The sequence below is a fragment of the Paenibacillus sp. CAU 1782 genome (assembly GCF_054551715.1).
Genome location: NZ_JBTOLL010000005.1, coordinates 1 through 13,631 on the forward strand (window position 1 = coordinate 1; position 13,631 = coordinate 13,631).

At 51.8% G+C, this 13,631-nt stretch carries 12 protein-coding genes; 5 read left to right on the forward strand and 7 right to left on the reverse strand.

The genetic code is table 11. From position 1 onward, the window contains the following. The first annotated feature begins 249 nt into the window (after positions 1 to 249). On the forward strand, positions 250 to 558 hold the full coding sequence (locus ACX93W_RS13615; RefSeq protein ID WP_459392927.1) for a hypothetical protein: 309 nt from the start codon (positions 250 to 252) through the stop codon (positions 556 to 558). Here the strand turns inward: ACX93W_RS13615 and deoC are convergent. After that, the gene (deoC, locus tag ACX93W_RS13620) at positions 555 to 1,202 is read right to left on the reverse strand and encodes a deoxyribose-phosphate aldolase (protein ID WP_459393155.1); all 648 of its coding nucleotides are present in this window, start codon (positions 1,200 to 1,202) and stop codon (positions 555 to 557) included. The two genes, ACX93W_RS13615 and deoC, sit on opposite strands and share 4 nt — an antisense overlap. A 218-nt stretch (positions 1,203 to 1,420) precedes the next feature. On the opposite strand from deoC, the gene ACX93W_RS13625 reads away from it, so the two are divergent. Together ACX93W_RS13625 and ACX93W_RS13630 are read left to right on the forward strand one after the other, a co-directional pair. Further along, entirely contained in the window at positions 1,421 to 2,248 is an 828-nt protein-coding gene (locus ACX93W_RS13625) for a purine-nucleoside phosphorylase (RefSeq protein WP_459392928.1), read from the forward strand. A gap of 72 nt (positions 2,249 to 2,320) precedes the next feature. Next, the gene (locus tag ACX93W_RS13630) at positions 2,321 to 3,886 is read left to right on the forward strand and encodes an HD domain-containing phosphohydrolase (RefSeq protein ID WP_459392929.1); all 1,566 of its coding nucleotides are present in this window, start codon (positions 2,321 to 2,323) and stop codon (positions 3,884 to 3,886) included. 51 nt (positions 3,887 to 3,937) lie between these two features. Here the strand turns inward: ACX93W_RS13630 and ACX93W_RS13635 are convergent, their stop codons facing one another. The 4 genes from ACX93W_RS13635 to ACX93W_RS13650 all read right to left on the reverse strand — a co-directional run bounded on the left by ACX93W_RS13635 (position 3,938) and on the right by ACX93W_RS13650 (position 8,770). Next, positions 3,938 to 5,656 carry an ABC transporter ATP-binding protein gene (locus tag ACX93W_RS13635; protein ID WP_459392930.1) on the reverse strand — a complete coding sequence of 573 codons (1,719 nt, stop codon included), beginning with the start codon at positions 5,654 to 5,656 and terminating at the stop codon, positions 3,938 to 3,940. A 161-nt stretch (positions 5,657 to 5,817) separates the two neighbouring features. Then, on the reverse strand, positions 5,818 to 6,321 hold the full coding sequence (gene infC / locus ACX93W_RS13640) for a translation initiation factor IF-3 (RefSeq protein ID WP_459392931.1): 504 nt from the start codon (positions 6,319 to 6,321) through the stop codon (positions 5,818 to 5,820). A gap of 154 nt (positions 6,322 to 6,475) precedes the next feature. Next, positions 6,476 to 7,453 carry a diaminopimelate dehydrogenase gene (locus tag ACX93W_RS13645; protein ID WP_459392932.1) on the reverse strand — a complete coding sequence of 326 codons (978 nt, stop codon included), beginning with the start codon at positions 7,451 to 7,453 and terminating at the stop codon, positions 6,476 to 6,478. A gap of 57 nt (positions 7,454 to 7,510) precedes the next feature. Continuing rightward, complete coding sequence (locus ACX93W_RS13650; protein WP_459392933.1) at positions 7,511 to 8,770, reverse strand: Glu/Leu/Phe/Val family dehydrogenase; 1,260 nt, start codon at positions 8,768 to 8,770, stop codon at positions 7,511 to 7,513. Between the two features lie 499 nt (positions 8,771 to 9,269). On the opposite strand from ACX93W_RS13650, the gene ACX93W_RS13655 reads away from it, so the two are divergent. Both ACX93W_RS13655 and ACX93W_RS13660 read left to right on the forward strand, forming a co-directional pair. After that, positions 9,270 to 10,442 (forward strand): amidohydrolase, encoded by a 1,173-nt coding sequence (locus tag ACX93W_RS13655; protein ID WP_459392934.1) that lies wholly within the window; start codon positions 9,270 to 9,272, stop codon positions 10,440 to 10,442. A gap of 44 nt (positions 10,443 to 10,486) precedes the next feature. Then, positions 10,487 to 11,311, forward strand: coding sequence for a class I SAM-dependent methyltransferase (locus ACX93W_RS13660; protein ID WP_459392935.1), 825 nt, complete (start codon positions 10,487 to 10,489; stop codon positions 11,309 to 11,311). 57 nt (positions 11,312 to 11,368) lie between these two features. Here the strand turns inward: ACX93W_RS13660 and ACX93W_RS13665 are convergent, their stop codons facing one another. Both ACX93W_RS13665 and ACX93W_RS13670 read right to left on the reverse strand, forming a co-directional pair. Beyond that, positions 11,369 to 12,547 carry a mannitol-1-phosphate 5-dehydrogenase gene (locus ACX93W_RS13665; protein ID WP_459392936.1) on the reverse strand — a complete coding sequence of 393 codons (1,179 nt, stop codon included), beginning with the start codon at positions 12,545 to 12,547 and terminating at the stop codon, positions 11,369 to 11,371. 145 nt (positions 12,548 to 12,692) lie between these two features. Next, the gene (locus ACX93W_RS13670) at positions 12,693 to 13,376 is read right to left on the reverse strand and encodes an HAD family hydrolase (RefSeq protein WP_459392937.1); all 684 of its coding nucleotides are present in this window, start codon (positions 13,374 to 13,376) and stop codon (positions 12,693 to 12,695) included. Positions 13,377 to 13,631 lie beyond the last annotated feature (255 nt).

Below are 13,631 nucleotides of genomic sequence, written 5' to 3' on the forward strand. Positions count from 1 at the left end.
TATCAAATCGATTATCTTCAGATACATCATGGTCTACTACAACAGGCAGCGAATCTATACCTCTAATCCAGGGGGCTGGCCCCCAGCTATTTATCGCGAAAGAGTGCTATCACAAGCAGCCTAGTAACGGGATTTCTGTATGAGTGTGTTTTCAAACTGCACTTTTATTGACAACTCCACAACATGTCCGTGAGCAACATGTCCGTTAGCGACATGACCATGAGTAACATGACCATGAGTAACATGACCATGAGTAACATGACCATGAGCAACATGTCCGTGAGTGGCATGTCCGTTAGCAACATAACCGAGAGGAACATGTCCGCCGTTAGCGGCATGACCGTTAACGTTGCATCCGCTGCATTCGCAAACATCGCTCCCTCCCGCAAATCTGGCACGCAAAAAAAGTTGAAGAAAAACGGACCGTTTCTCTTCAACTTTTTATTTTGGGGACTTGTTGGACGAATTAATGACTTGTTTGACGGATTAGGGACTCGTTGGACGGACGACCGCTTGTCTGCTTTACGATCGAGCAGCGCGGAATCGCTTGTTCATTAGTACCCCTCGCCTTTGCCTCCCGTTACGATGGCTACGCTGGAGCTTGCGCCAATGCGCGTTGCACCTGCAGCAATCATCTGCAAAGCAGTATCCAGATCGCGAACGCCGCCGGAAGCTTTTACTCCCAGATCAGGACCAACTGCTCGGCGCATCAGGGCGATATCCTCCGCTGTTGCTCCCCCTTTGCCAAAACCGGTCGAGGTTTTGACAAAATCGGCTCCGGCTTTTACGCAAAGCTTGCTAGCCAGTTCCTTCTCTTCATCAGTCAGAAGCCCTGTTTCCAGAATGACCTTCAGAACGGCTCTGTCGCGGCAAGCCGCAACAACTCCCTCTACATCTCTTTGCACGCCTTCGGCGTCTCCGGATTTGAGCAGGCCAATATTCAGCACCATGTCAATTTCGGTTGCTCCGGCGGCAATAGCTTCCGCTGCTTCAAAAGCTTTGGAGGCTGTTGTTGTTGCACCAAGGGGGAAACCAACAACCGTTGTGATGCCTACTCCCGTGCCCTTAAGCGCTTCAGCTGCAACTGGCACCCAGCTTGCATTTACGCATACGGTGGCAAATTTGTGCTCGGCGGCCTCCTTGCAAATATGGAGAACCTCCTCCCGTGTTGCATCGGCTTTCAAAATCGTATGGTCGATCATTGCTGCTACTTCGGCTTGCGTCAGGCTTGTTTTATTGCTCACTGCTATATTCCTCCCGTTACCTTATGATGGATATTCTTTCATTATAAGCTCTATCTCGCCAATCAACAACAACAGCGCCAATATGGTTTACTTTACCCTGCTTGTTGGGCTATTATGGATATGCTTCGTGAAAAAAGAACATCAGGCGTTCGCCTGATGACAAGGAGATGCAGCGCATGGAACAGATGTTGAACAAAATAAATGAAGCCGCAGCTTATATCGAAGGCAAGCTGAATAAAAAGCCCGCTATCGGCTTGATTCTGGGCTCCGGTCTTGGCGTTATGGCGGATGAGGTGGAGAACGCTACCATTATTCCGTATCGCGACATTCCCCATTTTCCGGTATCTACGGTAGAGGGACATTCCGGCGAGCTCGTAATCGGCGAATTGGAAGGCAAAACCGTCCTGGTCATGAAGGGACGTTTCCACTATTATGAAGGCTACTCCATGAAGGAAGTTGTGTTCCCGGTTTACGTGATGAAAAAGCTGGGCATCGGCACTCTACTGGTCACCAACGCGGCAGGCGGCATGAACCGTGCGTTCTCCGCAGGCGATTTGATGCTGATCAAGGACCATATCAACAACACCGGCAGCAATCCGCTGATCGGCGCCAATATTGCAGAGCTGGGGCCTCGCTTCCCCGACATGTCTCGCGCCTACAACCCGGAGCTTCGCTCCATTGTGGCTGAGCAAGCTGACAAGCTGGGCGTAAAAGTTCAACAAGGCGTTTACGTCAGCATTTCCGGCCCAACCTACTGTACGCCTGCGGAACTGACGATGATGGCGGCATGGGGCGCAGACGCCGTAGGCATGTCCACCGTGCCAGAGGTTGTAGCGGCCAATTATTGCGGCATTTCGGTAGCGGGCATTACCTGCATCACTGATATGGCCATCGGCGACGAGCTGGAGCCCCTTACCCATGAGCAGGTTGTGCGCGTAGCGGAAGAAGCACGCCCTAAATTCATTTCTCTGGTTAAAGCATCCGTCCGTTCGTTCCCCGTATAAACGTTCTGCGGCCGGCACTGCCGGCCTTAACGCGGTGTTTTATCCTATTTATGAGAAGGCGGGATTGGCGCGATGAGCATGAGAAACAACATCCACGGTGAAGGCAGAACCCTGTACCGCGCCTTCCTTCGCATCTTGCTTCGCAATTATTTAATCGGATCCACTGTTGCCGTTTTTGGGTTTGGCGGCATCATTATTTACAACACCCTAAGCATCCCTCTTGAAGAGCTAGTCCTGTTGGGCGGAGTTCTTGTATTATCGCTTTTTATCATGCTTTTTTGCGAATTGATTGTTTTTTACCGGCATATGACGCCGATTTCGTCTATATTCGGCACAGAGACGCCATCCCGTCAACAGCTTCGGGACGCTTATTTGCAGACGCATCGATTTCCGCTGCTTTCTGTAAAGCGCACCTTCGGCCCTCATTTTCTCGGCCTGTCGATACCGGCCGCCTCCGCCAGCCTCTTTTTGATCAGCAACGATTGGATTTCGCTGCCTTACGGCTATGTTCCCATTGCGGGAGCCGGAGCTCTTATGGTAGCGGGCATGCACGCCATGATTGAATTTTTTCTGACCACCTCGGCCATCAGGCCCGTCCTCCAGCATATCGGAAAAAAGCATTTTCACCTATACGGAGAGCAGTTGACGCTTGGCGGTACAGTTATTGTGCCGATTCGTACCAAGTTTACGATCGGGGCTTTTCTAATCGGCATGCTGCCTCTGGTCCTCTTTACGTTGGCTTCGCAAATCCGGATAGACAGCTCCACATTGGGCAGCTCTGCTCTAAGGGCATCCGCCCTGGACAGCTCCGCTTCCTATTGGCAATGGACCAGCATCATCCTCCTCATCGGCATTGCCTTCTCTTATTTGGGAGCTACGCTGCTTGCGCGCAATATCCAGGCACCTATCGCCACCGTTCAGGATGCCATGAGCCGGGTCCAGGACGGGCAGCTTGAGGTACGAGCCGACGATGTTTATTCTGATGAATTTTCCAGGCTGATTGCCGGGTTTAACCATATGGTAGATGGGCTAAAGGAACGCGAGCGAAGAAATGATCAACTGCTGCAGAGCTACTTTTTTACGCTGGCTGCCGCGCTTGACGCACGCGACGCCTATACGGCAGGCCATTCCGAACGCGTGGCGCAATTCTCCGTCATGATCGGCAGATTGGCAGGATGGCCAGAAGATAAGCTCGATCAAGTAAGGAAAGCGGCGCTGCTTCACGATATCGGCAAAATCGGAATACGGGACAACGTGCTGCTAAAGGAAGGCAAGCTTACGGAGGATGAATTCGAGCAGATCAAACGACATCCCGTATTGGGCGAAAATATATTGAAGCAGATCGAACCCGCCGATGCGATGGCAGAGCTGCTGCCAGGCGTCCGATGCCATCACGAACGTTATGACGGCAAAGGTTATCCGGACGGGCTCGCCGGCGAGCAAATCCCCCTTTTAGGACGCGTTATCGCAATTGCGGATGCCTATGATGCCATGACTTCGGATCGCCCCTACAGGCGGGGCATGATAACAAAAGATGCCTTGACCATTCTGGAGAACGGCCAAGGCACCCAATGGGATCCTGCGCTGACAAAACTTTTTGTGGAAGCTATGCGCGGCGAAGGAAAAAATACTGCCTGAGATCAGGCTTAAAAGCATAGCCGAGGTCTCGCACCCGCTTCATCCGCTTGCCTAAGCGCGGCTGAACTGAGCCTCATGAAGTCGGCTATAGATGCCTCCGGCTGCAACGAGGTCATCGTGGCGGCCTTGCTCGCTGATGCCGTTTTCCGTAACAACGATGATCCGGTCGGCATTTTTAATCGTGGCAAGACGGTGAGCGATAACAAGCGTTGTCCGTCCTACGGACAGCTCCGCCAGCGATTGCTGGATCGCCTGCTCCGTTTCCGTATCCAGCGCCGACGTCGCTTCGTCCAGGATGAGAATCGGCGGGTTCTTCAGAAACATACGTGCGATGGCAAGACGCTGCTTTTGACCGCCCGACAGCTTTACGCCACGTTCACCAACTACCGTATCCAGGCCGTTTGGCTGCGACTTGATGAAATCCTCCAGACGAGCGCGCCTGGCGGCTTCCATCACCTGATCGTCGCTTGCGCCAAGCATGCCGTACAGGATATTATCGCGAATTGTGCCGGCAAAAAGGAACACGTCCTGCTGCACAATGCCAATGTTGCGGCGCAGCGATTCAAGCTTTAAATCCCGAATGTCATGGCCGTCGATGGAGATGCTGCCGCTTTCGATTTCATAGAAACGCGGCAGCAGGCTGCACAGAGTTGTTTTGCCAGCGCCCGATGGACCCACGAAAGCAATGGTTTCGCCAGCGGCCACCGATAAGCTGATACCTTCCAGCACCTTCGCTTCGCCTTCATATCCAAACGTTATGTTGCTATAACGAATATCGCCCCTTAGCGTATCCACCTCAATGGCATTTGGCGAATCCGCAATGTCGGGAGCGGTATCCATAAGCTCAGTATAACGCTTGAAGCCGGCAATCCCTTTGGGATAACTTTCTATGACCGCATTGATTTTTTCAATCGGCTTGAAGAAGATGTTGGTCAACAGCACAAACGTCACAAAATCTCCGTAGCTCATATCTCTTGCAATGACATAAAACGCCCCCGCCAAAAGCACAAACAGCTGCACCAGGCGCATCAGCATATAAGAAACCGAAGCGTTCATGCCAATGATTTTGTAGGAAAGCAGCTTTGCTTCACGGAATCGCAAATTGTTTCCTTTAAACAGCTTGCTTTCATGCTTTTCGTTAGCAAAAGCTTGAACGACGCGAATGCCGCCAATGGCGTCTTCGACGCGGGCATTAAAGTCGGCCATGTCGCTGAACAGTCGGTTGGCCGCTTTGGTCATACGACCGTTGAAATAAAGCACCAGCACAATAATAATAGGAACAATCACAAACGTCATAATCGCCAATGCCGGATTAATGTACAGCATGATGCCAAAGGCGCCTGCCAGCGTCATTGCCGCAATAAACATATCCTCCGGCCCGTGGTGGGCTACCTCGCCGATTTCAAACAAGTCGTTGGTCATGCGGGATAGCAAATGACCTGTTTTGTTGTTGTCGAAAAAGCGGAACGACAGCTTCTGCACATGATTAAATAGCGCTTTGCGCATGTCCGTCTCGATATTGATGCCCAGCATATGCCCCCAATAGGTAACGATATACGACAGCAGAGTGTTGACAGCATAGATCAACAGCAGGACGACGCAGGCGGATATAATCAAGCCCCAGTTTTCATCTGGAAGCAGCGTGTTCACGACATAACCGACCGCTAGCGGGAAACAGAGCTCCAGAATGGCAAGCAGCACCGCGCAGCCAAAATCGAGAAAAAACAGTTTTTTGTAAGGCTTGTAATAAGAGAAAAATCGACGCAGCATAGTGAACTCCTGTTCTAACGTAATAGGGTCTGCTCAGTGATAATCATTTTCAAATAAAAGTATGGCAAAGTCGGCGGCCATGTGTCAAGGCTTTTCGGATTAAGCAGCCGGCCGTACATTTCTCGAGCTGGACAAGGTCGAGGTACAACGTGGCAACCTCACTATCCGTTTAACGGAGCCACTTCAACCGCGGCGCCTTTGCCGCTGACTTGAATGCCCGTCGTTTTGCGCCCCGAGCCCGCCAGATCGGTCAACATCCGCTCCAGCAGTTCCTTGGCCTTTGCGCTTTCCTTGCCTTTGGCTTGAACGGAAAGCAAAACGCGATTTCCGCTCCCCAGCAGCTTCTCGGCGCTCCTCAGCTTGGTATCATAATCATGGTCTTCAATGCCGGGAGTCAGACGGATTTCCTTCAGCTTGCCGCCGCCTTGCGCCTTGCGCTCCTCCTGCTGCTGCTTTTCCCGATCCCGCCTGGCGTTGCCTTTGGCAACCAGGCGACAAGGCGGCGGGCTGCTCAGCAAATTGTCGCAGACCAGATCCGCTCCCTGCTCCCGAGCCAGCTTCAGCGCTTCCTCACGGTCGACAACTCCTAAATCTTCGCCGTTTAATCCTTTCAGCACTACTTCGGACGCTTTTATTTGTTCATTCATTACAATCTTGGACGCCATGTTGCCACCCTCCATGCAAAATAGTAAAAACCTTTCCTCATTATAGACGAAGCGAAGGCCAAGCGGCATGTCTTATTTTTTTTAAGCCAAAAAAAACCGCTCCGGCGCCGAAGCGCCAAAACGGTTTGCCGCAAGCCCTTGGGCCGCGATGTGACTAGAGCAGTTCCTTGCGAAGCTCGGCCGGGCTTTTTGGAGACAGGAGGCCAAACGGAATATCGAATACCGTCTTGGCTCCGCTGCTGCCTTCAGCTGCCAGCTTATAGGCTGCCCGTGCATAAGCGACCAGAACGCTTGCCGTAAACTCGGGATTGCTGTCCAGCTTAAGCCCGAATTCGATAAGCTGCGTGCTGTTCACGCCTGTTTTGCCGCTGCGAAGCACCATGCCGCCATGAGGCATAGTGGAATGGTTGCTCCTAAGCTCCTCTTCGCTAACAAAATGAACCACCGTATCATAATCGGCGAAGTAGTTAGGCATGGAAACAATCTCCTGCTTGATGCTTTCCTGATCGGCACCCTCTTCAGCTACCACGAAACATTCGCGAAGATGCTTCTCGCGGGTCGACAATTCCGGATTTTCGCCGCTGCGTACACGATTAACCGCAGCTTCGCTTGGAATTGTATATTGAACGCCCGCTTTTACACCGGATACCCGGCGGATCGCATCGGAATGCCCTTGGCTTACCCCTTTGCCCCAGAAGGTGTATTCCTTGCCTTCCGGCAAGATCGCTTGTGCAAGGAGACGGTTCAGAGAAAACAAGCCCGGGTCCCATCCCGTGGAGATAACGCTGACCTTGCCTGCCGCTGAAGCTTCATTATTCACCGCTTCATAATATTCGGGAATCAGCGCGTGTGTATCAAAGCTGTCCACGGTGTGGAACAATCGCGCAAAATAAGGCCCTTGCTCGGGCAGGTCCGTCGCGGAGCCGCCGCAAAGGATCATGACGTCGATTTGGTCGCGGAACAGCTCAGCATCCTCGATAGCGTAAGCTTTAACGCCAGCCGTAATGGATGCAGGGTCTCTCCTCGTGAATATAGCCTCCAGCTTCATATCCGGATTTTGCGATATTGCCATTTCTACACCACGGCCCAAATTCCCGTAGCCGACAATGCCAATGCGTATTTGCTTACCCATGCTGCTAATCACCTTTTTCTTTAGGATAAAACTTAACTAAAATACATGAACGGCCTCTTAAACCCAACCTCTTGCTTGCATCGCCGCGGAAATACGCTTGATGGCGATCATGTAAGCCGCTGTGCGCAGATCTACGGAGAATTCTTTTGCCAGGTCGCGAACGGCGCGATACGAATGAATCATGTTGTTTTCCAGCTTCTCCAGCACTTCAGCCTCGCTCCAGTAGTAGTGCATCAGATTCTGCACCCACTCGAAGTACGAAACCGTTACGCCGCCTGCATTGGCCAATACGTCAGGAATAACGACTGTGCCTTTTTTAGCCAAAATGCGGTCGCCTTCCGGCGTTGTAGGTCCGTTAGCAGCTTCAGCTACGATTTTGGCCTGTACGGTATGCGCGTTTGCAGCCGTAATGACATTTTCCAATGCCGCAGGCACCAAAATGTCGACGTTCAGACCAATGATTTGTTCGTTGCTGATCGCTTCGGCGCCTTTGTAGGAAGCTAATGCGCCTTCATCCTTAAGGCGTTCAGCCTCTGCGATATCCAGGCCGTCCTGCAAGTAAATGCCGCCTTTGGAGTCGCTCACCGCAACAATCTTGCAGCCGGCTTCGCTAAGCAGACGAGCCGCGATGCGACCTGCATTGCCGAAGCCTTGAACAGCTACGCTTGCATCTTCCGGCGCCAGGCCCATATCCTCGAGCGCAGCCAGAATCGTGTACACGCAGCCTTGAGCTGTCGCTTCGTTGCGGCCTTTGGAGCCGCCAAGAATAATTGGTTTGCCAGTAATAACGCCCGGCGAATATTTGCCTTTCAAACGGCTGTACGTATCCATCATCCAGCCCATTGTTTGCGCGTTGGTATAAACGTCCGGCGCAGGGATGTCCTTGTCGGGACCTACAAAGTCGGCAATCGCCTCCATATATGCCCGGCTGATGCGTTCCAGTTCGCCTTTGCTGTGCAGACGCGGATCGCAAATAACTCCGCCTTTGCCGCCGCCATAAGGAAGGCCAACGACGCCGCATTTAAAGCTCATCCACATCGACAAAGCTTTTACTTCGTCAAGCGTTACATCCGGATGGAAGCGAATGCCTCCTTTAGTTGGGCCGATTGCATCGTTGTGTTGGGAGCGATATCCTTCAAACACCCGAATTGAACCATCGTCCATACGGGCTGTAAAGTTCACGGTTAGCACACGCATCGGGCGCTTCAGAATTCCAGTAATCTCCTCCGGCAATTGAAGGAGCGACGCCGCAGCGTCAACCTGTTGTTGAGCGATCTGGTAAGGATTCAAGTTTTCTTCCACTAACGTAACTGACATCGTAAACTTCAGCCTCTCCTTGGTAAATTTCACCCCTTCGCGACAAGATGGAATAGCCAGCGCTAGCCAAATCCTTTAGTCGACAAAAGAGAGTTTTTCTCATTTTACCCTCTGACACTCCGTTTTGGGAAGATTTTTTTGTATGATAAGTACAAATATTTTGCTGTTTTGTGCATTGAAAATTTATGTTTCATTTCTTGTTATGATGAATGACGAATAATGTTATGTTTTAACGCGTTAAATCGCATCAAAGGACTGCAACACCGAATATTCCTTGCACTATTTTGCATAAATATACAAAAGCGACGCAAAGAGAACATCAAAATATCATTTGTACGATCTGTACAAAAACTAGGCAGGGCACCCAGTTTTTTCTTAGCTCATCCGTTTTTCAGGATATTCGGTCCTGTTTGACGGACAGAAACAGCACATGGTAAGTTGAATGGGAAATCAATATCGCGGCTTTTAAAGGTTGTTCCATAGAATGGGAGAGATTGACATGTACGAACAATGGAAATCGGATTTGGATGCAGAATACGAGCAAATCATTGCCTGGCGGCGTTATCTTCATCAACATCCCGAGCTTTCGTTTCAAGAAACGGAAACAGCCCGTTATATCGCCGAACAGCTTCAATCCATCGGCCTGAACGTCAAAATGAATGTTGGCGGCAATGGTATTTTGTCCGTAATAGAGGGAGCTCATTCCGGGCCAACCATCGCTTTCCGGGCAGATTTCGACGCTTTGCCCATCCAGGAGGAAAATGATGTTCCTTACCGCTCTCTCAGGGACGGCGTAATGCATGCATGCGGACATGACGGCCATACGGCCGCTCTGCTGGGAGTAGCCAAAGTGCTTCAGCGTTATCGCGAGCACCTGCGGGGCCGGATTGTGCTGATTTTCCAGCATGCCGAGGAGAAACCTCCCGGCGGTGCCAAGGATATGATAGATGCCGGAGCGCTAGACGGCGTCGACGCCGTATACGGAGCCCACCTGGCAAGCTATCTGCCGCTTGGCCAAGCCGCTGCGACACCGGGAACGGCGATGGCGGCGGTTGACGCCTTCACCATTACCGTTAAAGGCAAGGGAGGACATGGAGCCAAGCCACATGAAACCGTAGATGCCCTTGTCATAGGCAGCCAGATCGTCGGGGCGCTCCAGCACATCGTCTCCCGTCATATCGACCCGCTGCATTCCGCGGTCGTGACGGTCGGGGTATTCCGCGCAGGCTCCGCTTTTAACGTTATTGCGGATAAAGCCGTTATTGAAGGAACCGTACGAACTTTCAATGAAACAATCCGGGGGCAAGTGGAGAAGGATATCCGCGATATCGTGCATGGCGTAACGCTGGCGGGACATGCCGGCTACGACATTGATTACTTGAACGGATATCCTGCGCTGGTTAATGATCCCGAAGAAAGCGCCAAAGTGGCGACAGTCATCTCGGACAAATTGGGAAATCAAGGACTGGTCGAGCTGCCGCCTTCCATGGGAGCGGAGGATTTTGCTTATTATTTGCAGCATCGCCCCGGAGCCTTCTTTAATGTGGGCTCTCGCGGAAACAGCGATGATACCGGCTATCCTCACCATCACCCCCGGTTTGATTTTGACGAGCAGGCCTTGTTGAACAGCGGTTATATTTTTCTGGGCATCGCGGCAAAGTCACTGCTATAGATCGTTTCAGGAGCAAGAGTGAAGAGTTTAAGGAGGACGAAACCATGCTGGAGGAAATCAGGCAAAGCAATGTTCAAAGATTCCAGGGATTCGGTCAACTGTATGACCAGAACAGGCCGGCAGCCCCAACTGAGATCGTGAGGATTCTTACGTCCTATCTGGGCGGACGTCCCCGTTCCGTTGCCGATGTCGGCTGCGGCACCGGACTATCCAGCTGGATATGGCTGGAGGAGGCAGACCGCATTACCGGCGTGGAGCCAAGCGATGATATGAGGGCAGTCGCCCTGGCCAAGTGGGAAGCTAACGGCGGCCCCGGCCATCTCCAATTTGTCCCGGGTTTGTCCCATGATCTGAACATGCCGGACGGCAGCGTGGATATCGTAACCTGCTCCCAATCGTTTCATTGGATGGAGCCGGAATCCACTCTGGCGGAGTTTGCCCGCGTGCTGCGTCCCGGAGGCATATTCGCCGCTTATGATTGCGACTGGCCTCCCGTTCTGGATTGGAGACTGGAGCAAGCCTACCTCGCTTTGACCACTCAAGCGGACGAAACCGCAGAGCGTTTAGGAAAGTTAGGGGAGCGGGAACCCGCCCATAAATGGAGCAAGGAGCGTCATCTGGAAAACATAGAGAAGTCGGGGTTATTCCGCTATGTGCACGAAATCGTATTCCATAACCGTGAAATCTTCGATGCCGATCGTTATGTCAATCTCGCGCTCAGCCAAGGCGGCCTGCAGACGGCGCTGAAGCTTGGAGCCAGCGACTTGCTGCAAGCGGCTGATCAATTCCGCAAACTGGCGGAAGACGTATTCGACGGCGAAAGCCGCTCCGTCTTATTCAGCTACCGAATGCGGCTCGGCATCCTGTAATCCCAAAACGGTCCATGTCTCCTTCTCGCAGCGAGGTCGGAGCATGGACCGTTTGCTTCAGAACTGGCTAGCTATCGCGGGGCCATACTGATGCTTCAATTCATAATACTTGCTGGTGATATTTTGATGGAGAGCATGTTTTTGCGGAATGCCCATATATTGCGTGACAACCTCGTCCGCCCCCCGTAGCCGAAGCGCATTTTGCAGCTGAACAGCCTCCGGATCATCCTTATGGTCAAACATCATCGCCGCCGCTATCGCCTCCGTCAGACTCTCTGTTCCAAGTCCAAGCCGATGGGCCTGCATAGCGGGACGAATCAGTCTGTCATTCAGCGACAGCTTCCGCAGCGGAGAACGTCCTACGCGAACAATTTCATCTCTTAATCTGGGATTGGCAAATCGTCTTGCCATCCGTTCTATATAGCTGCTGTGTTTATCTTTATCCCAATGATATTTGGCTCTCAGCAGTTCCCCGGTTTCATTCATGGCATTAATAACCCGGCCTCGCAGCTCCGAATCCTTCATAACTTCCTGAATGGTCTCGTAGCCTTCCAGATATCCATGATAGGCCGCCACGCAATGCCCCGTATTAACGGTAAACAGCTTCCGCTCGATATAAGGCTCCAGATCATCCACATATTTAACGCCATCGATTTTCGGGAACCCCTCCAGCATAGTCGAACGGTCAATGACCCATTCAAAATACGGCTCGACCGTTACGCGCAGCGGGTTTTCGTCGGCTTGGGCCGGCACAATCCGGTCGACCGCCGTACATGGGAACGCTACCGTTTCCCCCATGTCCTTCCGCATGTCCTCCGATATATGCTTGAGAATGCGCCGCTTGAGTTGGGTACTGCCGTCAATGGCGTTTTCACAGGCAATGACATGCAGCGGCTTCCGGTTGCCTCGCAGCAGCCGCAGCTCAATGCCCGCCGCAATAGATTCCGCGATATGCGCCAGCGCACCCAATCCTACCGCCGTTGTGACAAGATCGGCTTCGGCAATTTCGTTAGCGATTTTTTGGGCGTCCTTGCTATTAACGGCACTAATATTCCGGACAAGCTCGGTATCTCTTGCTTCGTTAGCTAACGTCACGGAATAACGTTTCTGCTGCTGCAGCAGCTGCACCTTCTTTTCGTTTCTCGCCACAAAGGTGACTTCAAAACCGGACTGAGACAACAACAAACCGATAAACCCTCTGCCTATGTTTCCCGCTCCGAAATGGACTGCCTTCATGGCTTTTCTCCCATCCTTTCAATGTAAAATTACAACCAATAATAATTTGAATATTCCGTCTATTCGGCTTTTAGGAGGAGGCGGTATCATCCGCCCAGGATAAACACCCTCCGTTCGCAGCTATGTCTAGAGGTCAGACTTTGCCTTATGCCCCAACAGCGCTGCTGCCGCAGCCCTTGCTGACAAGCTCGTCAAAATTCACGTCAGCCAGCGATTCCGCATGTTTATTCAGGCTTCCCTCATCAAACGGCAACAGCTTGGTCAGCTCATTGGGAACAATGATGCAATGCATGCCCGCTGCCGCAGCCGCTCTCGCCCCGTTGGGAGAATCCTCGATAGCTACCGCTTCGCCAGGTTCAACGCCTAACCCCGCCAGCGCCAAGCGGTACAATTCCGGATCGGGCTTTACTTTGGCTACATCGTCCGCCGTAGCCATAAATTCAAAGTAATGGCCGATGCCAAGCACAGCCAGATGTCTCTCGATCCAATCCCGTTTGGAGCTTGATGCCAGACCGATTTTCAAACCGGCTGCCTTGGCTGCCTCCAAATAATTAATTACGCCGGGACGGATTTGTTCCTTGCCCATCCATTCCGCATGATCGCGATGCACAGCGGCCCGGAACTCCTCTTCGTCGATAGGCAGGCCGTGCTCGGTCATCAGATACGTATAGGGATTGAATTGATGCAGGCTGGTACCGACGCATTGCGAATACTTTTCCAGCGTCAACTCCACACCATGGCTCTTGTAGCGCTCCCGAAATGCATAATACCACGGCGTCTCTGTGTCAATGATCGTTCCGTCAAAATCAAAAACCAATGCTTTTATCACGTTAAATTGCTCCTTTCCCTGCTTGCGAACAAGCTTCACGTTAATTATGTTAACAAGACCGTAACACGATTTCAGGGATAGCGTCAAGGCTGAACGCCCATAGGAAACGGCTTTTGAACACCAAATCCAAAAATCTGAGAAATCGTGGAAACCGTTGGCATGACTGAAAAGACAGCGTTTTTTGGCATCGCTTTCATTTTTCAGAAAATTTTTTTTATTTTTTTTAAAAAAACCCCCGCCGATTTACAAGCTCTG

Coding starts and splice junctions, on each gene's coding strand:
- ACX93W_RS13615 (WP_459392927.1), top strand. CDS start 250: ATGAGTAACATGACCATGAGCAACATGTCCGTGAGTGGCATGTCCGTT.
- deoC (WP_459393155.1), bottom strand. CDS start 1,202: ATGATCGACCATACGATTTTGAAAGCCGATGCAACACGGGAGGAGGTT.
- ACX93W_RS13625 (WP_459392928.1), top strand. CDS start 1,421: ATGGAACAGATGTTGAACAAAATAAATGAAGCCGCAGCTTATATCGAA.
- ACX93W_RS13630 (WP_459392929.1), top strand. CDS start 2,321: ATGAGCATGAGAAACAACATCCACGGTGAAGGCAGAACCCTGTACCGC.
- ACX93W_RS13635 (WP_459392930.1), bottom strand. CDS start 5,656: ATGCTGCGTCGATTTTTCTCTTATTACAAGCCTTACAAAAAACTGTTT.
- infC (WP_459392931.1), bottom strand. CDS start 6,321: ATGGCGTCCAAGATTGTAATGAATGAACAAATAAAAGCGTCCGAAGTA.
- ACX93W_RS13645 (WP_459392932.1), bottom strand. CDS start 7,453: ATGGGTAAGCAAATACGCATTGGCATTGTCGGCTACGGGAATTTGGGC.
- ACX93W_RS13650 (WP_459392933.1), bottom strand. CDS start 8,770: ATGTCAGTTACGTTAGTGGAAGAAAACTTGAATCCTTACCAGATCGCT.
- ACX93W_RS13655 (WP_459392934.1), top strand. CDS start 9,270: ATGTACGAACAATGGAAATCGGATTTGGATGCAGAATACGAGCAAATC.
- ACX93W_RS13660 (WP_459392935.1), top strand. CDS start 10,487: ATGCTGGAGGAAATCAGGCAAAGCAATGTTCAAAGATTCCAGGGATTC.
- ACX93W_RS13665 (WP_459392936.1), bottom strand. CDS start 12,547: ATGAAGGCAGTCCATTTCGGAGCGGGAAACATAGGCAGAGGGTTTATC.